Here is a 15,543-nt window from a genome sequence, read left to right as displayed (position 1 = left end):
AACGTGTGCTTCTCCGGCCGGCGGCACGCTATTCGGCGTAGCCATCCTGCGGTGAAAGTACCGCCATGAAGCGTGGTTGGGCAATCGAATCGGGATAGGCAGCCAGCGAAAGGTCAGCGCCAGTTACCGCCGGAAGACGGAACAGCGACGGCTTCAGGCGAGCGCGAAACAATAACGGAAGATGCTGCGACAATTCCACGATTCATGGTGTCGGAGGGCGGGCCTGCGCGAACCCCGCCATGGGCAGCCAGAGGACCGATTAGGCCGCAGCGAGCCGGCGCCGGACGACGCGGGCAGCCGGGCCACTCCAGGAGGCATGGGCCGACGTGAGCCGCCTCCGCATCGGCTCACGTCCCGCCGGCGGGACAGCCACCGGGGAGCCGGGAAACCCGTCAGGCCGGTGCCGACGCCACCGGTAGGGACGCGACCGCAGCCTCCGCCTTCTCACCAGGGGCGCGTCTACGACCACCCAGGGTGACGGTCACGCGGCCGCCGCCGATGGTCGTCCGCCGTCGCGAGATAGCCCCTGCCGGCTGCTCGACGATCGAGAAGAAAGCCGTACGGTCAACCACCGCTCCCTCGACAATCCGGGATTGCTCACCCTTTCGGCCAGGTGCGTGCAGCACCGCCCTACCAGGAAGGACTGCTCGTCGGGCAGGCTCCGCGGCGGCGTCCGCGCCGCTCGACCGGGTGCACGGAATGAGTGGCGTCTTCCTTCTTCTCAGCAGGCGCAGCTAACGGCACATCTGTCGGCGATAGCGCGGGAGGGCAGAACGGTGCCTCACTCGCGGGGTGTACGGATATTTGCATTCCCAGCTGCGGGACTCCGTACGATGGGAACACCACGAGCCGCCATCCCGGCCACCGGAAGGTCAAGGCGCTGACCGGTGCCGAGATTGCCGGTGAATATCCTCGAATGGCTGCCAATTCCGATCCCCCGCAGCCGCCAATCTGATCCGATTGCCCACTCGACATCGCCACGCACGCGCGCGGCAGCCGCAAAACCCCAGCTCAGCGCGCACATGAGGAGCAACAAAACGGCCCGGCAGGGACAGCGGGCACCCGCACCGCAACCGCACCGAGCAGAGCGCCCACGGCCGCCGAAAGGTCACGGCCGGCCGCGATCCACTTTCCGGAGCGGGATTCGAGGGAATAGCTTCGATCTCTCGAATTGCAGGGACCGCAATAGCTAGAGAAGCGAGTCGGGCCAACCGCTCCACGCCCGCCAGATCCCCGGAAAATCAGGTAGCATCGAATTAGGTTACTCTCGGTTAGGGTGATGATTGACTGGTGCGGCCCGCCTTCCGCTCGGCTACTGTGGACTCGCTAGGACGATCTGATCGGGGGAGGCTATCTTGGCGAAGGTGACGAGGCTGCGCCACAATGCGGCGGCCGTTAGCCAGACGATTAGTTTGAACAACCGCACCATGCACAGCAGCAAGACCCGCCAAATCATGGTCACGCGGGTTGGGCTGAACATTCCCGCTAGCATCCTCTACGACGAATGGGAAAACGCCGGAAAGCGGCTTTCGGCTGTCGCCGACTCATCCGCTTGGTGCCTCGGAGACTGGCTGATTTTCGGGCAGCACCGATACACCGACCGCTACCGACGCGCCATCGAGTCCGTCGGACTGGACTACCAGACCCTGCGCAACTACGCGTGGGTCGCCCGTAGTTTCGACCTCTCTCGCCGACGCGACAATCTCAGCTTCCAACACCATGCCGAGGTCGCCGCGCTGCCGCCGCACGAGCAGGACTACTGGCTCGACCAGGCCGCCACGAACGGCTGGTCCCGCAATCAATTGCGACAGCAGGTGCGGGGCTCCCGCGACAGCGGCAAGCCCGGCCGAACGGACGAGGCTCTGCCCCAGCTCAGCGTGGCTGAGGAGCAGGTCAGCCGCTGGCGTGCGGCAGCGCGGAGCAGGGGCTGCAGCCTGGAATCGTGGATCGTCAAGCAGTTGGACGCGGCAGCCCTCGAGGTCCTCGGACGGCCGCTGTCCGCCTAGGCCCCGTCGGCTCATCAAAGCGGCGAGTGCGGGACACCAGCGATTGACGTCGCGAAATTGTTTGCGTATCATCCGATCCGGATTTCATCGATAGCGCCACACGGTGGACGACCGACAGAAGTGTGGAACAGACGGATTTATCCGCCATCCCGAGGGCCTCTCTGCCAGCCATTTCGGCGCATTTCGGGTGCGCGTCTATCAACACTTTGGGACGGGATTGAAGCTCCGAACCCAAGCCGCGTTGGAGGACATGCCATGGCATCTCAACTGGCCGAACTGACACCCCACATGGTGCACTACAACGAGCGGCTCTACGAGGATGGCACCTTCCGCTGGCTCCCATATCTCATGTATTTCCATCCGGCGGACTACCATTCCAAGGTGGTCAACACCGACGCCATCGGCTTCCGAATCACACACGGAAAGGACGAGCAGGCGTCCCCGGGTAGCCGGCTGCCTCGAGAGCCCGTCAAGCTTCTCGTGGGAAGCTCATCGGTATTTGGAGTGGGGGCGACGAACGATGCCGCCACCCTGCCGTCCCGGCTGTGGTCGCACCACGCACCACGGCGACCGTGGTTGAACTTCGGTGGTCGCAGCCACAACTCCACGCAAGAGCTGTTGCTCTTCATGCTCTACCGGCACCTGCTGCCGCCGGTCGAGGAAATCGTCATCTACTCCGGCTTCAACAATCTGGGGCTGGCCAAGTTGCCGGACCCGGTCCAGGGTGACCACGGCGCGTTCTACCTCTGCAACGACTACTTAGCGAAGGTCTCCGAACTACGAAAGCCGCAGCGGACCGCCGGCGGCCGGTTCCGCCGACAACAGGCCACGAACACCGACGCCGAAGCCCCGGTCAAGAATGTGGATCAACAGATCGCCCACGCCGCCGACCTGACCCTCCGACACCTCGACACGTGGCGGGTGTTCGCCAGCGCACTCGGTGCTCGACTCTCCTTCGTGCTGCAGCCACTGGCCCCGTGGGTACGCGAGCGGCCGGCCGCTGAGGAAAAGGCGCTCTTCCGCGAACTGGACGAACGCTTCAGCTTCACCGCGATGCACGGAGACGTGACACAGCCGGAGGTGGGTCAGCGATATGCGACCGCGCTGCGCGACGGCTGCTCACGGCAGCAGGTGAACTTCCTGGACATGAACAGCGTGCTCGCCGCAGCGGCCGGACCGGACGACTGGATCTTCGTCGACCGATGCCACTGCACCGACGCGGGCTACGACCTCGTCGCCCGCCTGCTCGCCGAGCACCTGACCCTGTCCTGACCGTGGAGGTACGGCGATGTCACTCCTGCGACGCATCTTCGCAAAGATCTTCCGGCGCAAGCCGAAGCCCAAGAACGATGCCTCGATCTACCCGATGTTCTGACCCTCACCGCGCAGTCGAAGACGAGGAGGCCGGATGACCGCGTACACCCCAGCGGAGAGCCAGGTCGCTTCGGGCAACAGCGGGCGGCTCGGATCAACCCTCCGCGCGGCATACCAGCGGGCCTGCGACCCGGAGTGTTTCCTGCCCGATGGTCAGCTGACCGACGCGCTGGACGCGGAGTTCGACCGGTTCAGCGAGACGTTCGTCCAGTCGACACGGATCGACGACAGGTGCCGCCGCGCGGCCTCCTGGTCCTCGCGGCAGGCCGAGCGTCACCTTGCCCTGGTCGACGCCGCTGACGCTGAAGCGGCATCGGCTCTGGTCCGGCGCTCGGCCCTCGCTTGTGCACCGCTCGCCATCGTGCAGGGCAACTGGCTCCAGTGGTTGAGCAGCCCAAGCGGGGCCGAGGATCCGGTCCGCCTCCGACTCCTCGCGTTGTACGCCTCGGATCTCGGCGTTGGCCGGCCCCGGGCCTCGCGCGGCACGGCGTACCTCAGCATGTTGCGGGCGCTCGGGCACGCCGAGCACGCGGCTCCCGTCGCGGCGCTCGCCCTCGACGACCGCATCGCCGACACGGCGTTCCACCTGCCTGCGGTACTCCTGACCGCGGGTCGGCGGCCCGACGATTTCGTCGCCGAAATCGTGGGCGCCGACCTCTGCCTGCGAGCGGTCGGCCTGCTGCCCGCGCTGTTCGTCGTTCGGAAGCTCGTCGCCCGGGCTGCGGACTGGAACTCCCTGGACGGGTCGACCGCGCGGGGCCAGGACGCGCCGACGGCCCTGAACCAATCGCTCGCCGTGGCCGAGGCGCTGACGTCGACCAGCCCGGAACTCGCGCTCGGCGTGGCGCGGGGCTTCCACTGGGCGTTCAAGGTCCTCCGGGGCTGGAACGAAGCGGCTTACGCCGAACTCGCCGCGGCACGAGATCCGGCCTTCGAGATGGCCGAGTTGCTCCGCTCCCGGGCGCGCGAGGCGATGATCTACCACCACGACTTCCGCATGGGCGACCGGCACCTCGCCCACTGGCTCGCGGAGGCCCGGACAGATCCCGCGCCGCTGATGGCGGAACTGGCATCCAGCCGCCTGATAGGGCCCGGCGATTCGGCGCACAGCCCGTTGCTCACCTCCCTGATCAGCGAGCACGGGCCGATGTTCCGCATCTTCGCGCCAGGAGACCTGGCAGTCATCCGACGGTGGATCGACGCGACGCCGATCTCCCCAGGCACCGCCTCGGTGGTGCCGGCCGAGCCGCTCGTCCCACCGGATCTGTCGACCCTCGACGCCGGCGCCATGGGTGCCGCGGCCGGAACTGGACCCGCCGACCTCCGCGAGGCTTACCACCTGCTGCTGCGACGCACCGGCACCGTCGCGGTGCACCGCTACGCTCACGCCTACGTGCACGGCTGGCTCGCCCGCGCCGGTCACGGCATGGACGCGAACACGTGCCCGCTGCCCGAACGCTGGCCGGCGAGCGGGTTGCACGAGTGGTTGGTCGACCAACACGACCGACACGCCGCCGGGTTCGACGAGAGCGAGGCGGGGCCGCTGCCGCCGCGCGACGCCCTCGTCGACTCCACCGTCCAGCTCGCTCCGCTGACTCTCATCGACGGTTCATGGCTGCAGGGCTTCACCGACGCGGAGCTGGCCACCTCCGAGGTTGGTTTCTCGCTGTTCGACACGTACTGGGACGAGCTCGGCAACGGTGAGCCACGGCTGAACCATCCGCTCATCTATCGGCAGGTGCTCGCCGAGATGGCAGCCGAACCGCCGCCGACCAGTTCGGTGGAGTTCGCCCGCTGGCCGCGATTTCGGGACGCCTCCTTCGAGCTGCCGGTCTACTGGCTGTCCATCGGACGCTTCCCGAGGACGTTTCTTCCCGAGGTCCTCGGCCTCAACCTGGCGATGGAGCTGTCGGGAGTCGGAGGCAGCTACCGCCGCGCCCGCATCGCGCTGAGGGCCCACGGCTTCGACACCCGCTTTGTCGACATCCACAACACCATCGACAACATCGCGACCGGTCACTCGGCCTGGGCCGCCCGGGCGATCGACACCTTCATGAGCGCCCTGCCGGACACCACCAACGCGGACCTACGGCGGGCAACGTGGGATCGGGTGCGGGCCGGATACCGGTCGCTCGATCCCCCCGACAGCTGGGCGGCCCGCCGGGCTCAACGGCGTGCCACGCGACGGTTCACGCGCGACTGAAGGAGCTGCTCGTGTCCAAGCTCGTGCTAGGCGTCTCGGCCTTCTATCACGACAGTGCGGCGGCGCTGGTGGAGGACGGGACCATGGTGGCCGCGGCACAGGAGGAACGCTTCACCCGACGCCGCCACGATCCGTCCTTTCCCGGCAATGCCGTCCGGTACTGCCTGGCCGAGCGCGGAGTCGATCTGACCAGCGTCGACCGCATCGCCTATTACGAAGATCCGTTGCGCAAGTTCGGGCGGGTGTTGGCGACGTACGCCGCGGTCGCCCCCACGGGTTTTCCGGCGTTCCAGAGCACGGCGCCCCAGTGGCTGTCGTGGAAGCTGCGGATGCGGCGGACCGTCCGGCAACGGCTGACGGCGCTCGACCTCGGCGCTGTGCCGGCGATCGTCACACGGCACCATCACGAGTCCCATGCCGCCTCCGCGTTCTATCCCAGCCCGTACCCGAGCGCGGCCGTGCTCTGCGTCGACGGAGTCGGCGAATGGACGACCACCAGCATCTGGCATGGCACCCGTGACGGCCTGCGGCTGGTCGCCGAGCTCCGCTTCCCGCACTCACTCGGTCTGCTCTACTCGGCATTCACCTACTTCTGCGGCTTCAAGGTCGACTCCGGTGAGTACAAGGTCATGGGGCTGGCGCCGTACGGCAGGCCGCGCTACGCCGGGCTGATCCGGAACCGTCTGATCGACCTGAAGCCGGACGGCTCGTTCCGGCTCGACCTACGTCACTTCGCCTTTCTGCGCGGCGAGGTGATGACCGGACGGGAGTTCGAGCGTCTGTTCGACGGCCCGCGCCGGGTACCCGAGGGCCCGCTGACAGAGCGCGAGTTCGATCTGGCCGCATCCCTGCAGGTGGTCACCGAGGAGGTGATGGTGCGGCTGGCCAGGACGGCACGCGAGCTGACCGGGGATCGGCGGCTTTGCATGGCGGGCGGAGTAGCGCTCAACTGCGTGGCGAACGGGAAGATCGTCGAGAGTGACCTCTACGACGAGGTATGGGTGCAGCCGGCGGCCGGCGACGCAGGCGGGGCCCTGGGCGCCGCGCTGGCGACGGCAGCCGACGACGGCGCCCCGCGAGCGCACCTGGCACATGGCACCGACGGCATGTCGGGAGCCCTGCTGGGGCCGGCCTTCTCCGACGACGAGATCGCCGCCTTCCTGACGGAGCGTCGCATCCCGCACCGCCGGCTCGATCCGGGACGACTCGCGACGGAGGTGGCCCGGCAGCTGGCTGACGGCAAGGTGGTGGGGTGGTTCCAAGGCCGCATGGAGTTCGGCCCGCGGGCACTCGGCGCGCGATCCATTCTCGGTGACCCACGTCGAACGGACATGCAGGCCGCGATGAACTTGAAGATCAAGTTCCGGGAGTCGTTCCGGCCGTTCGCGCCGGCGGTGCTGACCGACGACGCCAAGGACTATTTCGAACTGCGACAGAGCAGCCCGTACATGCTGGTGGTGAGTCCCGTGGCGGCCGAGCAGCGCATCGCCGCGGACAGCGCCGGTGTGACCGGGCTCGAACTGCTGAAGGTTCCTCGCTCCACCGTGCCGGCGGTCACGCACGTCGACTACTCCGCGCGCGTGCAGACGGTGGACGGCACCGGAAACGCCGCATTCCGGCGGCTCCTGACCGCCTTCAAGGAGTTGACCGGTTGTCCGGTACTGGTGAACACCTCCTTCAACGTGCGCGGCGAGCCGATCGTCAATACACCACGCGAGGCGTACACCTGCTTCATGCGGACCGATCTGGACCTGCTCGCGATCGGCAGCTTCCTGCTGAACAAGTCGGAACAACCGCCGTGGCACGAGGATCGCGACTGGCGCTCCGGCATCCCCATGGACTGATCCGGCGCTCGCCGACCGTGGCGAAGCTTCGACCCACCATCCCTATCCCGGAGGAACACATGCGACGCCTGCTGCTGGGGGGCTTCTACTTCCTGGTTCTGACGCCCGTGGCACTCGTCATCCGCGTGGTCCGAGATCCGTTGCGCCGACGTCCAGACCCGAGATCGTCGAGCTACTGGTCATACCCGGCCGGCCATTCGCCGCGCGGGCCGCGCTGACCGTCTCGACCTGCGAGCTCGCGCACTCCGTGGGCACGGGCCACCGCCCGTCGCGTCTGGGTGGCGTTCGAGGAGATCAGCCTCAGGCCCGTACGAGCGGTTCGGCGGGGGTTTCCGGCCGGCGGACGGCGCGGATCGCCGGCAGCGTGAGCACCACCGAGGTGGCCAGTACCTGCCACACCACGCCGGTCACCAGCACCGGAGCGATTCCCACTGCCTGCGAGACGGGCCCGGCAAGCGTCATGCCCGCCGGACCGACCGAATAGGCGCCGAACGTTATGTAGGCCATCACCCGGGACATGGCTTCCTGCGGCACGCGCTGCTGGACGGTGGTCAGCCAGAGACCGTTGAAGACCGCGCTTGCGATCCCGGCCAGCAGTGCCGCAGCGCCCAGCACGGGCAGCGGCAGGCGCAGTGCGAAGGCGGCGGACGGAGCGGCCCAGAGAAAAGAGACCAGAGTGGTCACCACCAAGGGACGGTCCCAACGGCGGCCCAATATCAGGAGCCCACCGAGGACGGAACCAGCGCCGTAGAGTGCGAGCACCACACCCCACGTGCCCGCACCCTGGTAGTAGCGTTCAGCCGAAGCCGGACCGAGAACCAGGTAAGGCCCCCAGACCAGCAGGTTGAAGAGGGTGAACTGCAGGGTCACCGTCCACAACCACGGGTACGACCAGAAGACGCGCCACCCGCCGCGCAGATCCTGAAGCATCGTCGATGGCTTTCGGGGCCGTTCTTCGATGCGTAGCAGCACGAGCACCACGATGCTGGGAAGATAGGTAATCGCGTCGACCAGCAGGATGGTCGCGGGTGACGTGACGGTAATCAGCACGCCGGCCAGGGCCGGCCCGGCGACCGTCGACACCGACTGGGCCAGCCCTCGCATGGCGTTACCGTCGACCAGCCGGTCCGGTGGGAGCAGCGACGGCAGCAGGGCGTTGAACGACGGCATGAAGGCGGCTTCGCCGAGGCCACTGAGCGCGGCCAACACCATCAGCAGCACCAGACTGGGCCGGCCGACGAAGAATGCCGCCGCGATGGCACCCTGAGCTAATGCGCGGAGGATGTCCGCGTACAGCATCACCGCGCGGCGGGAGAATCGGTCGCCGAGCACCCCGCCGACGACCAGGAACAGCACCATTGGCACCAGTCGCGCGGCCAGGACATAGCTGAGATCGGCCGGTGACCCCCGTTCCTGCAGCACCGCGAACGCCAACGCCACGGAGGCCATCGACGTGCCCAGGGCCGAGGTGGCGTAACCCAGCATAAACGGGCCGAACCTGCGGTCGCGCAGTATTTCGAGGCGGCTTATCTTTAAAACCACTATTTCTCCGAAGAACTTACGGCAATCGTGGCTGTCGCATCATTCAACGGTCACGCCGGAATGACTGCCACCTCGTCCGGACCCAGCCGGCAACGATTGACTGACTGCTGATCAACCGTAATCCTGCCCGCGACGGTCGTCAAGCCCGGAAGCTGGCGATATCGACACCACCCGGTGTCAACAGAATGTTGACGAGACGGGGTGGCGTTATCGAGGAAAAGCATTGACCTCGACGCGCGCCGTTGGTGTCAGCACCGACTGCTCGCGGTCCGGCTCGGTCGCCGTCTCCCCGCGGACCACGCCGTGGCGAGCGTCGCGACGACCAGGCCGACGCGCACGGGCCCACCGGGAGAGAGCGCCGTGCGGTGGCTGAGGTGCGCCCCGCGGACATTGCCGAGCCCGCGGTCGCGTCGGCGGGCAGCAGAGCGGGTGATGCGACGCCACCCTCGGAACGCACCGAACCGCGCCCTCATTTCTCGTCTCGCCGGCGGGACAGGAATAGCGCACCACTAGACGGCCGCAGCATCCGCGCGTCACGATTAAGAGGTCGCGCAAATTGGTCAAGATCATGGGCGGCGGGTGGGGCGGGTGTCCCATCGGTATAGGGTCCATGCCTGCCGGATGAGGCTACGTAGGGTAATGATCGTGTCGGCGAGGTCGAAGTAGGCGTCGATGACTTTCTCCTTGCGTTCGTAGCAGCGTTGGAGCCGGTTGAACGCGTTGTGCCAGGCGTTGGTGCGCTCGACGTGCCAGCGGCGGGTGGCCTGGATCGGGGCCTTGACGCCTTTGCGGGCGATCTCGCCGGTCAGGCCGCGTTCGGTGAGTAGGTCACGGCTGATGGTCGAGTCGTAGCCGGCGTCCAGGTGCACGGTGATGTCCTCGGGTAACGGGCCGAGGTCGTCGAGGTGGTCCAGGGTGGGCTTGAGTAGCGGCGAGTCGTGGCGGTTGGCACCGGCCAGCACCCGGCCTAGTGGGATGCCGCGGGCCTCGACCATCAGTGAGCGTTTCATGCCCTGCTTGCCGCGGTCGACGGGAGACCGTCCGGCGACCTCGCCGCCGCCAGGGGCTTTGGTGATGCAGCCGTCGACGGCGAGGTCGTCGAGCAGCAGCCCGACGATCCGGTCGTAGGCATCCAGGACAATCTTCTTGAGCTGGGCGAACACACCCAGGTGGATCCACTCGTCACGGCGGTTGCGGATCGTGGTGGCCGAGCAGGTCGTGTCGGCGATGCCCTCGTACGAGCAGCCGAACCGCAGCACCTGCAGGAGCTTGTCGAACACGATCCGGTCAGCCACACGCGGACGGTGGCAGCCCAGCGGATGAGCCGGATCGACGGCGGGTCGCGCGGGCAACAGCGCGGCGAACTGGTCCCACAGGGGGTCGCTCAGCCAAGATGGAACAGCGGGCACAGGCATTCCAATGATCACTCGGTGTAGGAACCCTCATGATCACTAATGCCTATGCCCGCCTCGTACTCGCCCGGCCTCCACTGTCCTATTTGCGTGGCCTCTAACTTCGCGTGGATGACAGCGCCATCCGGGTTACTTCGGGAAGGTTGCGGAATGCGAGCGGTTACCACCCGCCTTTGGGATCTGAGCGTCGGGAAAAACCAGCCAGAGAAGGTCGCATTGCTGTTCCCGTACGCCGGCGGCGCTGTCTTTGCCGTGCGCAGGTGGGTCGGCCTCCTACCCGGCCGCAGAGTGCTGGCGATGCAGTATCCCGGTCGAGGAAACCTAGCTACCCAACCCTTCGCGGCGGACATTGAGTCGCTCGCCCAAATTGCCGTGGCAGACCTGGTCACCGCCGGCCTGGAGGGACCCATCGCCATTGTCGGACACAGCATGGGCGCCTACGTCGCTTATGAGACCGCAGTGCGTCTGGAAGCGCGAGGAGGCACGGTGGAGCGCCTGATCGTGGCCGGTGCGGCGCCACCCGCCGAGACGCACCGACGCCTCGTGGAGGAGACGCCACCGCACCTACAGAGCGACGACGAGTTACTCGACGCGCTGCTTAACGGTGGTGGACTGCCAGCCGCAGCCCTCGAGAACCGCGACCTCGTGGCACTGAGCCTGCGTCTGACGCGGCGCGATTCGGAGATCTGGTGGAGCTATGTATTGCGGCCGCGGAGTTCACCGCCGATTCGCTGCGACATTCTCGCACTCGGTGGGGTGGACGACGACACAACCGCCGGCGGCGGCCTCGAAGCCTGGGCGCGGGAAACGACCGGAGCTTGTCGGACCAGGGAGCTCCCCGGTGGGCACTTCTTCCTCGACGGCGCCCGCGCGGACGTCGCCGCCGCCATCGAGGACGAGCTGGCCCGACCGGCACCCCAGCGCGCGGGACTCGATAACCAATGAGCAGCCGGATCGTGGTGGTCTACGACAAGGGTGCCGTGCACCCGTCCGAGGCCGTCGCAGGACTGGCCGGTGTGGCCACACCGATCTTCGCGGTCGCGGACACGGAAGAGGCGCGGCGGGCGCTGCCGGTCCTGCGCCACATGGGCGAGACGATCGAGTTGGTCCGCGACCCACGGGTCAACGCGCGGCGGCTTGCTGCGACACGGCCGGCCGGCATCGTCACCTTCAGCGAGAAGGCCGTTCCCACCACTGCAGAGCTAGCAGCCGAGCTGGGGCTGGCGTACCACTCGCCCGCGACGGCCCTAGCGCTGACCAACAAGGCGCTGCAACGAGAGCGGCTGCGCGAGGCCGGGGTCGACGACACGCGCAGCAGCCTGATCCGCAGCGTCGCGGACTACGAACGAGCGATGGCCGCGCTCGGCACGCAGGCCGTCCTCAAGCCCGCCCGAGGGGGTGGCAGCAGGGACACCCACCCGGTGGATCCTGCGACCCCGCCGGAACTGACCGGTCGGCGGGTGAGACAGCTGCTCAGCCAACACGCCCAAGCCGGCCTGGTTCTCGAGGAACTGCTCGTCGGGCAGAGCCCACCGGGCATCGGCGACTACGTGTCGGTGGAGAGCGCCGCCGTGTCGGGATCCGTGCGCCACCTCGCGATCACCGGGAAGTTCCCCCTGGTTCCGCCATTCCGCGAGGTCGGCCAGTTCTGGCCCGCTCGGTTGGATCCGCGCCAACGGGTGGACATTCTCGACCTGGTCACCCGAGCGCTGAAGGCCCTGGCGTTCGGCACCGGCATTGCACACACGGAGGTGAAACTCACCCCGAAGGGGCCTCGGATCATCGAGGTCAACGGGCGACTCGGCGGCCACCTCAACGAGCTCGCATCGCGCTGCGGCGCTCCCAACCTGGTACGACTCGCCGCGCGCATCGCCCTGGGTGAGACCCGCCTTCCCGGTCCCATCAGAACACGCAAGATCGTGTGGCAGTACAACAACCCGGCCCCGATGGCGGCCTCGCGGCTGCTGGAGGTGGGCGACTGGAACGCGCTGCAGACGATTTCGGGTATCACCGGGTACAAGCCGTACTTCCGGGTCGGCGATCTGCCGGGCGCCGGCGTGATGACGAATCCCTTGGACCTCGTCTGCGGGGAGGCGGACAGCACCGAGCAAATGCTGCACCAGATCGACCGGATGCTGGACACCCTGGTCTACCGCTTCGCGGTCGACGGACGTGAACACCATATTGCCGCCCGGTTCCTGCCCGGCATGGGCATCGAAAGGCAGAGGGAGTTAACGTGAGCGGGCAGTTGACCGAGCGACTGGGCGTGGACGTCGATCTCGCCGATCCGATGACCCATGTCGCCGATCGGACGCGACCGTTGTTCGAACGTCTACGCCGGGATCAACCGATCGCCTGGCATGTCCCCCGCGGGCCGCGCCGTGGCTTCTGGAATGTCACCCGGTACACCGACGTCCTGGCCGTCTGCCGTGACAGCGACGTGTTCGGGTCCACCGGCGGCAACGTCATGGACACTCTGCTGACCTCCGGGGATTCCGGTGCCGGCCGGATGCTGGCCGTCAGCGACGGGCTCCGCCACGCCGCCGTCCGGAGGCTGCTCTGGCAGGGACTGACGCGGAACGCGCTCGCCTCCGTCTCCGCCCGGGTACAGGTCAGGACGCGCGCCCTCGTTCGCGCCGCCCGGCAGGCCGGTGACTGTGACTTCGCCCGGGACGTCGCAGCGCACATTCCGCTGCACGCGATCTGCGACCTGCTCGACGTTCCCCTGGAGGATCGGCCGTTCATCCTGCGGCAGACCAGTTCCGCCCTGAGTTCGGAGCGCCAGACAGCGGGTGCCGAGGCAGCCCGGATGGCCAAGGGCCAGTTACTGCTGTACTTCGCCAAGCTGGCGACCGCCCGGCTCGGTCGTTCCGTGACCGACGACGAGCATCCGGACCTCATCACGCTCCTGGTCAACGGCGAGATCGATGGGCGGCGCCTGTCGATCGACGAGGTGGTATTGAACTGCTACAGCCTCGTGGTGGGTGGCGACGAGACGGCCCGCCTGGCGATGATCGGTGGCGTCCTGGCGCTGATCGAGCATCCGGAGCAGTGGCAGGCGCTCCGGGATGGCCTCCCCGTCGAGCTGGCTGTGGCGGAGATACTGCGCTGGACCACGCCCGCCATCCACGTCGGTCGGACCGCGATGACCACGACGACGTTGCTCGGTCAGGAGATCCAGGCCGGCGATGCGGTCGTCGCGTGGTTGAACTCCGCCAACGCCGACGGCGAGGAGTTCGAAGAGCCACAGCGGTTCGACCTCACCCGGACGCCGAACCGGCAACTCTCCTTCGTGTACGGAGCGCACTTCTGCATCGGCGCTCACCTGGCTCGGGTGGAGATCGGTGCGCTGCTTGAGGCTCTGCGGGACGAGGTCAAATCGCTGACGCAGACAGGCCCGCCGGTGCCGATCTACTCGACCTTCCTCCACGGATACAGCAGCCTGCCTGTCCGACTGCGCTGAAAGGCACCCGAATGGCCATCCACGACGAGACGACCGATCCGACCTCGGTGCGCACGACCAGCCAGGCCACGCTCGCCCGTGTCTGGGCGGACGTGCTCGGGGTCGACCGGGTGGGACTCGACGACGACTTCTTCGTGCTCGGCGGCGACTCCATCATGGCGATCAGGGCGATCGTCGAGGCCGAGACCAGGGGCGCCTCGGTCAACTTGGTCGATCTCTTCGAGCGCCCCACCATCCGGCAGCTCGCCCCGGACGTCGAGAAGGCACCCCACGTCGTGGAAACGCACCGAGCGACTGACCCGGTTGCGCAGGATCTGGTCTCGCCGGACGACGCGGCCAAGCTGCCCCCCACGGTCGAGCGTGCGTACCCGGCCACCCATCTCCAGCAGGGGTTGATCTTCGAGGCAATGGTGCACGACGAGTCCCTGTACCACGACGTCATCTCCCGCCGGATCACACTCCCCTTCGACGAGGGCGCGATGCGCGGCGCACTCGACGCCCTGAGCGAGCGGCACGAGGCGCTACGGACTTCGATCAACGTCACCGATTACAGCGTGGTGCTCCAACTGGTCGGCAGATCGGCAGCGCCTCCGCTACGGACGACGGACGCACGCGGACGGGACGCGAGGGAATTCCTTCGCGCGGACGTCGCCCACGCGAGCGAGCCGTTCGAACTCGAGCGCGCTCCGCTCCTTCGCGTGGCGGTGACGGTCCTGTCCGAACAATCGTTTCAGCTCACCTACGGCTTCCACCACGCCATCATGGACGGCTGGAGCGAGAACGTCTTCATCACGGAGCTGATGTCCCACTACACCGCGTTCCGGCTGGGAACGAGGCCGGCACCCGCGGACCCGCTACCGGACATGGTGCGGTTCGTCCACCGCGAGCGGGAGGCGGTCGAGTCTCCGGCGGCGCGCGAGTACTGGCTCGCCCGCGCGGCGGACGTACCGGACGTCGCCGAGGCGACCGCGCGCAGCGCCGACCGGCACCGCCTGTCGGCACCGGTTCCCCCCGAGATCCGAGAACGCATCACCGCGTTCGGTGCCGAAACGCGTGTGCCGACGAAATCCATCCTGCTGGCGGCGCACCTCGCGGCCCGCCACGCCCAGTACGGCGGTGCGCAGCCCGTGACCGGCCTGGTCAGCAACGGACGGCTGGAGGAAGCCGGTGGCGATCAAATGATCGGCTTGTTCCTGAACATCCTTCCGCTCACCGTTCCGGTGGTCGGCGACAACGTGCAGTTCGTCCGCCAGGTGCTGCAGGCGGAACGGGACGCCTTCTCGTACCGACGTTTCCCCTACGCGGAGATGACGCGACTCAGCGGTCGGCCGCTGGTCGACACCACCTTCAACTACGTCCACTTCCGGATGGAGCGGCAGCTACGTTCGTCGGGCTGGCTGCAGGGTGGCTCACTCGAAATCTACGACAAGATCAGTTTTCCCTTGGTCGTCGACGCCGTGCAGGACCCGGACAGCAACGAACTCCGACTGGACTTTTCAGCGGACGCCGCGGTGTGGGCACCGGACCAACTCAGGACGATCGCCGAGTTGCACGGCGAGATGGTGGAGCGGATCTGCAGGCGGCAGCCGTCGGAACCGATTTCCGACGCCCGCTGAGACGAGATCGCCGCGGCGCCCCACGCCCGGGGCTCGATCTTCCCAGCCGGGACCCGGTTCGACGGGTGAGACCGGCCAGCGGA

Annotated in this window: 11 protein-coding genes; 8 read left to right on the top strand and 3 right to left on the bottom strand. The window is 67.5% G+C overall.

Going from position 1 to position 15,543, the window contains the following annotated elements; genetic code table 11:
• Window positions 1-28: 28 nt before the first annotated feature.
• Entirely contained in the window at window positions 29-199 is a 171-nt protein-coding gene (locus ACLQ24_RS08135; RefSeq protein ID WP_425890087.1) for a hypothetical protein, read from the bottom strand.
• 1,165 nt (window positions 200-1,364) lie between these two features.
• Here ACLQ24_RS08135 and ACLQ24_RS08130 point away from each other — a divergent pair.
• The 4 genes from ACLQ24_RS08130 (at window position 1,365) to ACLQ24_RS08115 (ending at window position 7,427) form a co-directional block, all read left to right on the top strand.
• Window positions 1,365-2,006, top strand: a complete 642-nt coding sequence (locus ACLQ24_RS08130; RefSeq protein ID WP_425890134.1) for an LmbU family transcriptional regulator — start codon at window positions 1,365-1,367, stop codon at window positions 2,004-2,006.
• A gap of 255 nt (window positions 2,007-2,261) precedes the next feature.
• On the top strand, window positions 2,262-3,278 hold the full coding sequence (locus ACLQ24_RS08125) for an SGNH/GDSL hydrolase family protein (RefSeq protein ID WP_425890085.1): 1,017 nt from the start codon (window positions 2,262-2,264) through the stop codon (window positions 3,276-3,278).
• Between the two features lie 136 nt (window positions 3,279-3,414).
• Window positions 3,415-5,583, top strand: a complete 2,169-nt coding sequence (locus ACLQ24_RS08120; RefSeq protein ID WP_425890083.1) for an iron-containing redox enzyme family protein — start codon at window positions 3,415-3,417, stop codon at window positions 5,581-5,583.
• 11 nt (window positions 5,584-5,594) lie between these two features.
• A complete protein-coding gene (locus ACLQ24_RS08115; protein WP_425890081.1) occupies window positions 5,595-7,427 on the top strand; it encodes a carbamoyltransferase family protein in 1,833 nt (610 codons plus the stop codon).
• Between the two features lie 300 nt (window positions 7,428-7,727).
• Here the strand turns inward: ACLQ24_RS08115 and ACLQ24_RS08110 are convergent, their stop codons facing one another.
• Together ACLQ24_RS08110 and ACLQ24_RS08105 are read right to left on the bottom strand one after the other, a co-directional pair.
• Window positions 7,728-8,969: an MFS transporter gene (locus ACLQ24_RS08110; protein ID WP_425890079.1), complete on the bottom strand. Its 1,242-nt coding sequence runs from the start codon at window positions 8,967-8,969 to the stop codon at window positions 7,728-7,730.
• A 566-nt stretch (window positions 8,970-9,535) separates the two neighbouring features.
• Window positions 9,536-10,378 carry an IS5 family transposase gene (locus ACLQ24_RS08105; protein WP_425890078.1) on the bottom strand — a complete coding sequence of 281 codons (843 nt, stop codon included), beginning with the start codon at window positions 10,376-10,378 and terminating at the stop codon, window positions 9,536-9,538.
• 153 nt (window positions 10,379-10,531) lie between these two features.
• Between ACLQ24_RS08105 and ACLQ24_RS08100 the strand changes: the two genes are divergently transcribed.
• Genes ACLQ24_RS08100 through ACLQ24_RS08085 form a run of 4 tightly spaced genes read left to right on the top strand, consistent with a single transcriptional unit; the run spans window position 10,532 to window position 15,460 of the window.
• A complete protein-coding gene (locus ACLQ24_RS08100; RefSeq protein WP_425890077.1) occupies window positions 10,532-11,326 on the top strand; it encodes a thioesterase II family protein in 795 nt (264 codons plus the stop codon).
• Window positions 11,327-11,337: 11 nt separating this feature from the next.
• The gene (locus tag ACLQ24_RS08095) at window positions 11,338-12,621 is read left to right on the top strand and encodes an ATP-grasp domain-containing protein (protein ID WP_425890076.1); all 1,284 of its coding nucleotides are present in this window, start codon (window positions 11,338-11,340) and stop codon (window positions 12,619-12,621) included.
• Window positions 12,618-13,844: a cytochrome P450 gene (locus ACLQ24_RS08090; protein WP_425890075.1), complete on the top strand. Its 1,227-nt coding sequence runs from the start codon at window positions 12,618-12,620 to the stop codon at window positions 13,842-13,844. Before ACLQ24_RS08095 ends, ACLQ24_RS08090 begins: the two co-directional genes overlap by 4 nt.
• 11 nt (window positions 13,845-13,855) lie before the next feature.
• Window positions 13,856-15,460 (top strand): condensation domain-containing protein, encoded by a 1,605-nt coding sequence (locus ACLQ24_RS08085; protein ID WP_425890073.1) that lies wholly within the window; start codon window positions 13,856-13,858, stop codon window positions 15,458-15,460.
• Window positions 15,461-15,543 lie beyond the last annotated feature (83 nt).

The sequence above is a fragment of the Micromonospora sp. DT4 genome (assembly GCF_049841675.1).
Taxonomy (GTDB): domain Bacteria; phylum Actinomycetota; class Actinomycetes; order Mycobacteriales; family Micromonosporaceae; genus Micromonospora.
Note: the sequence above shows the minus strand (reverse complement) of the source record. Positions and strands in the feature narration are given on the sequence as shown.

Bases quoted from the DNA above. Each gene is read 5' to 3' on its own strand.
- ACLQ24_RS08125 (WP_425890085.1), top strand. From the start codon at position 2,262: ATGGCATCTCAACTGGCCGAACTGACACCCCACATGGTGCACTACAAC.
- ACLQ24_RS08120 (WP_425890083.1), top strand. From the start codon at position 3,415: ATGACCGCGTACACCCCAGCGGAGAGCCAGGTCGCTTCGGGCAACAGC.
- ACLQ24_RS08100 (WP_425890077.1), top strand. From the start codon at position 10,532: ATGCGAGCGGTTACCACCCGCCTTTGGGATCTGAGCGTCGGGAAAAAC.
- ACLQ24_RS08085 (WP_425890073.1), top strand. From the start codon at position 13,856: ATGGCCATCCACGACGAGACGACCGATCCGACCTCGGTGCGCACGACC.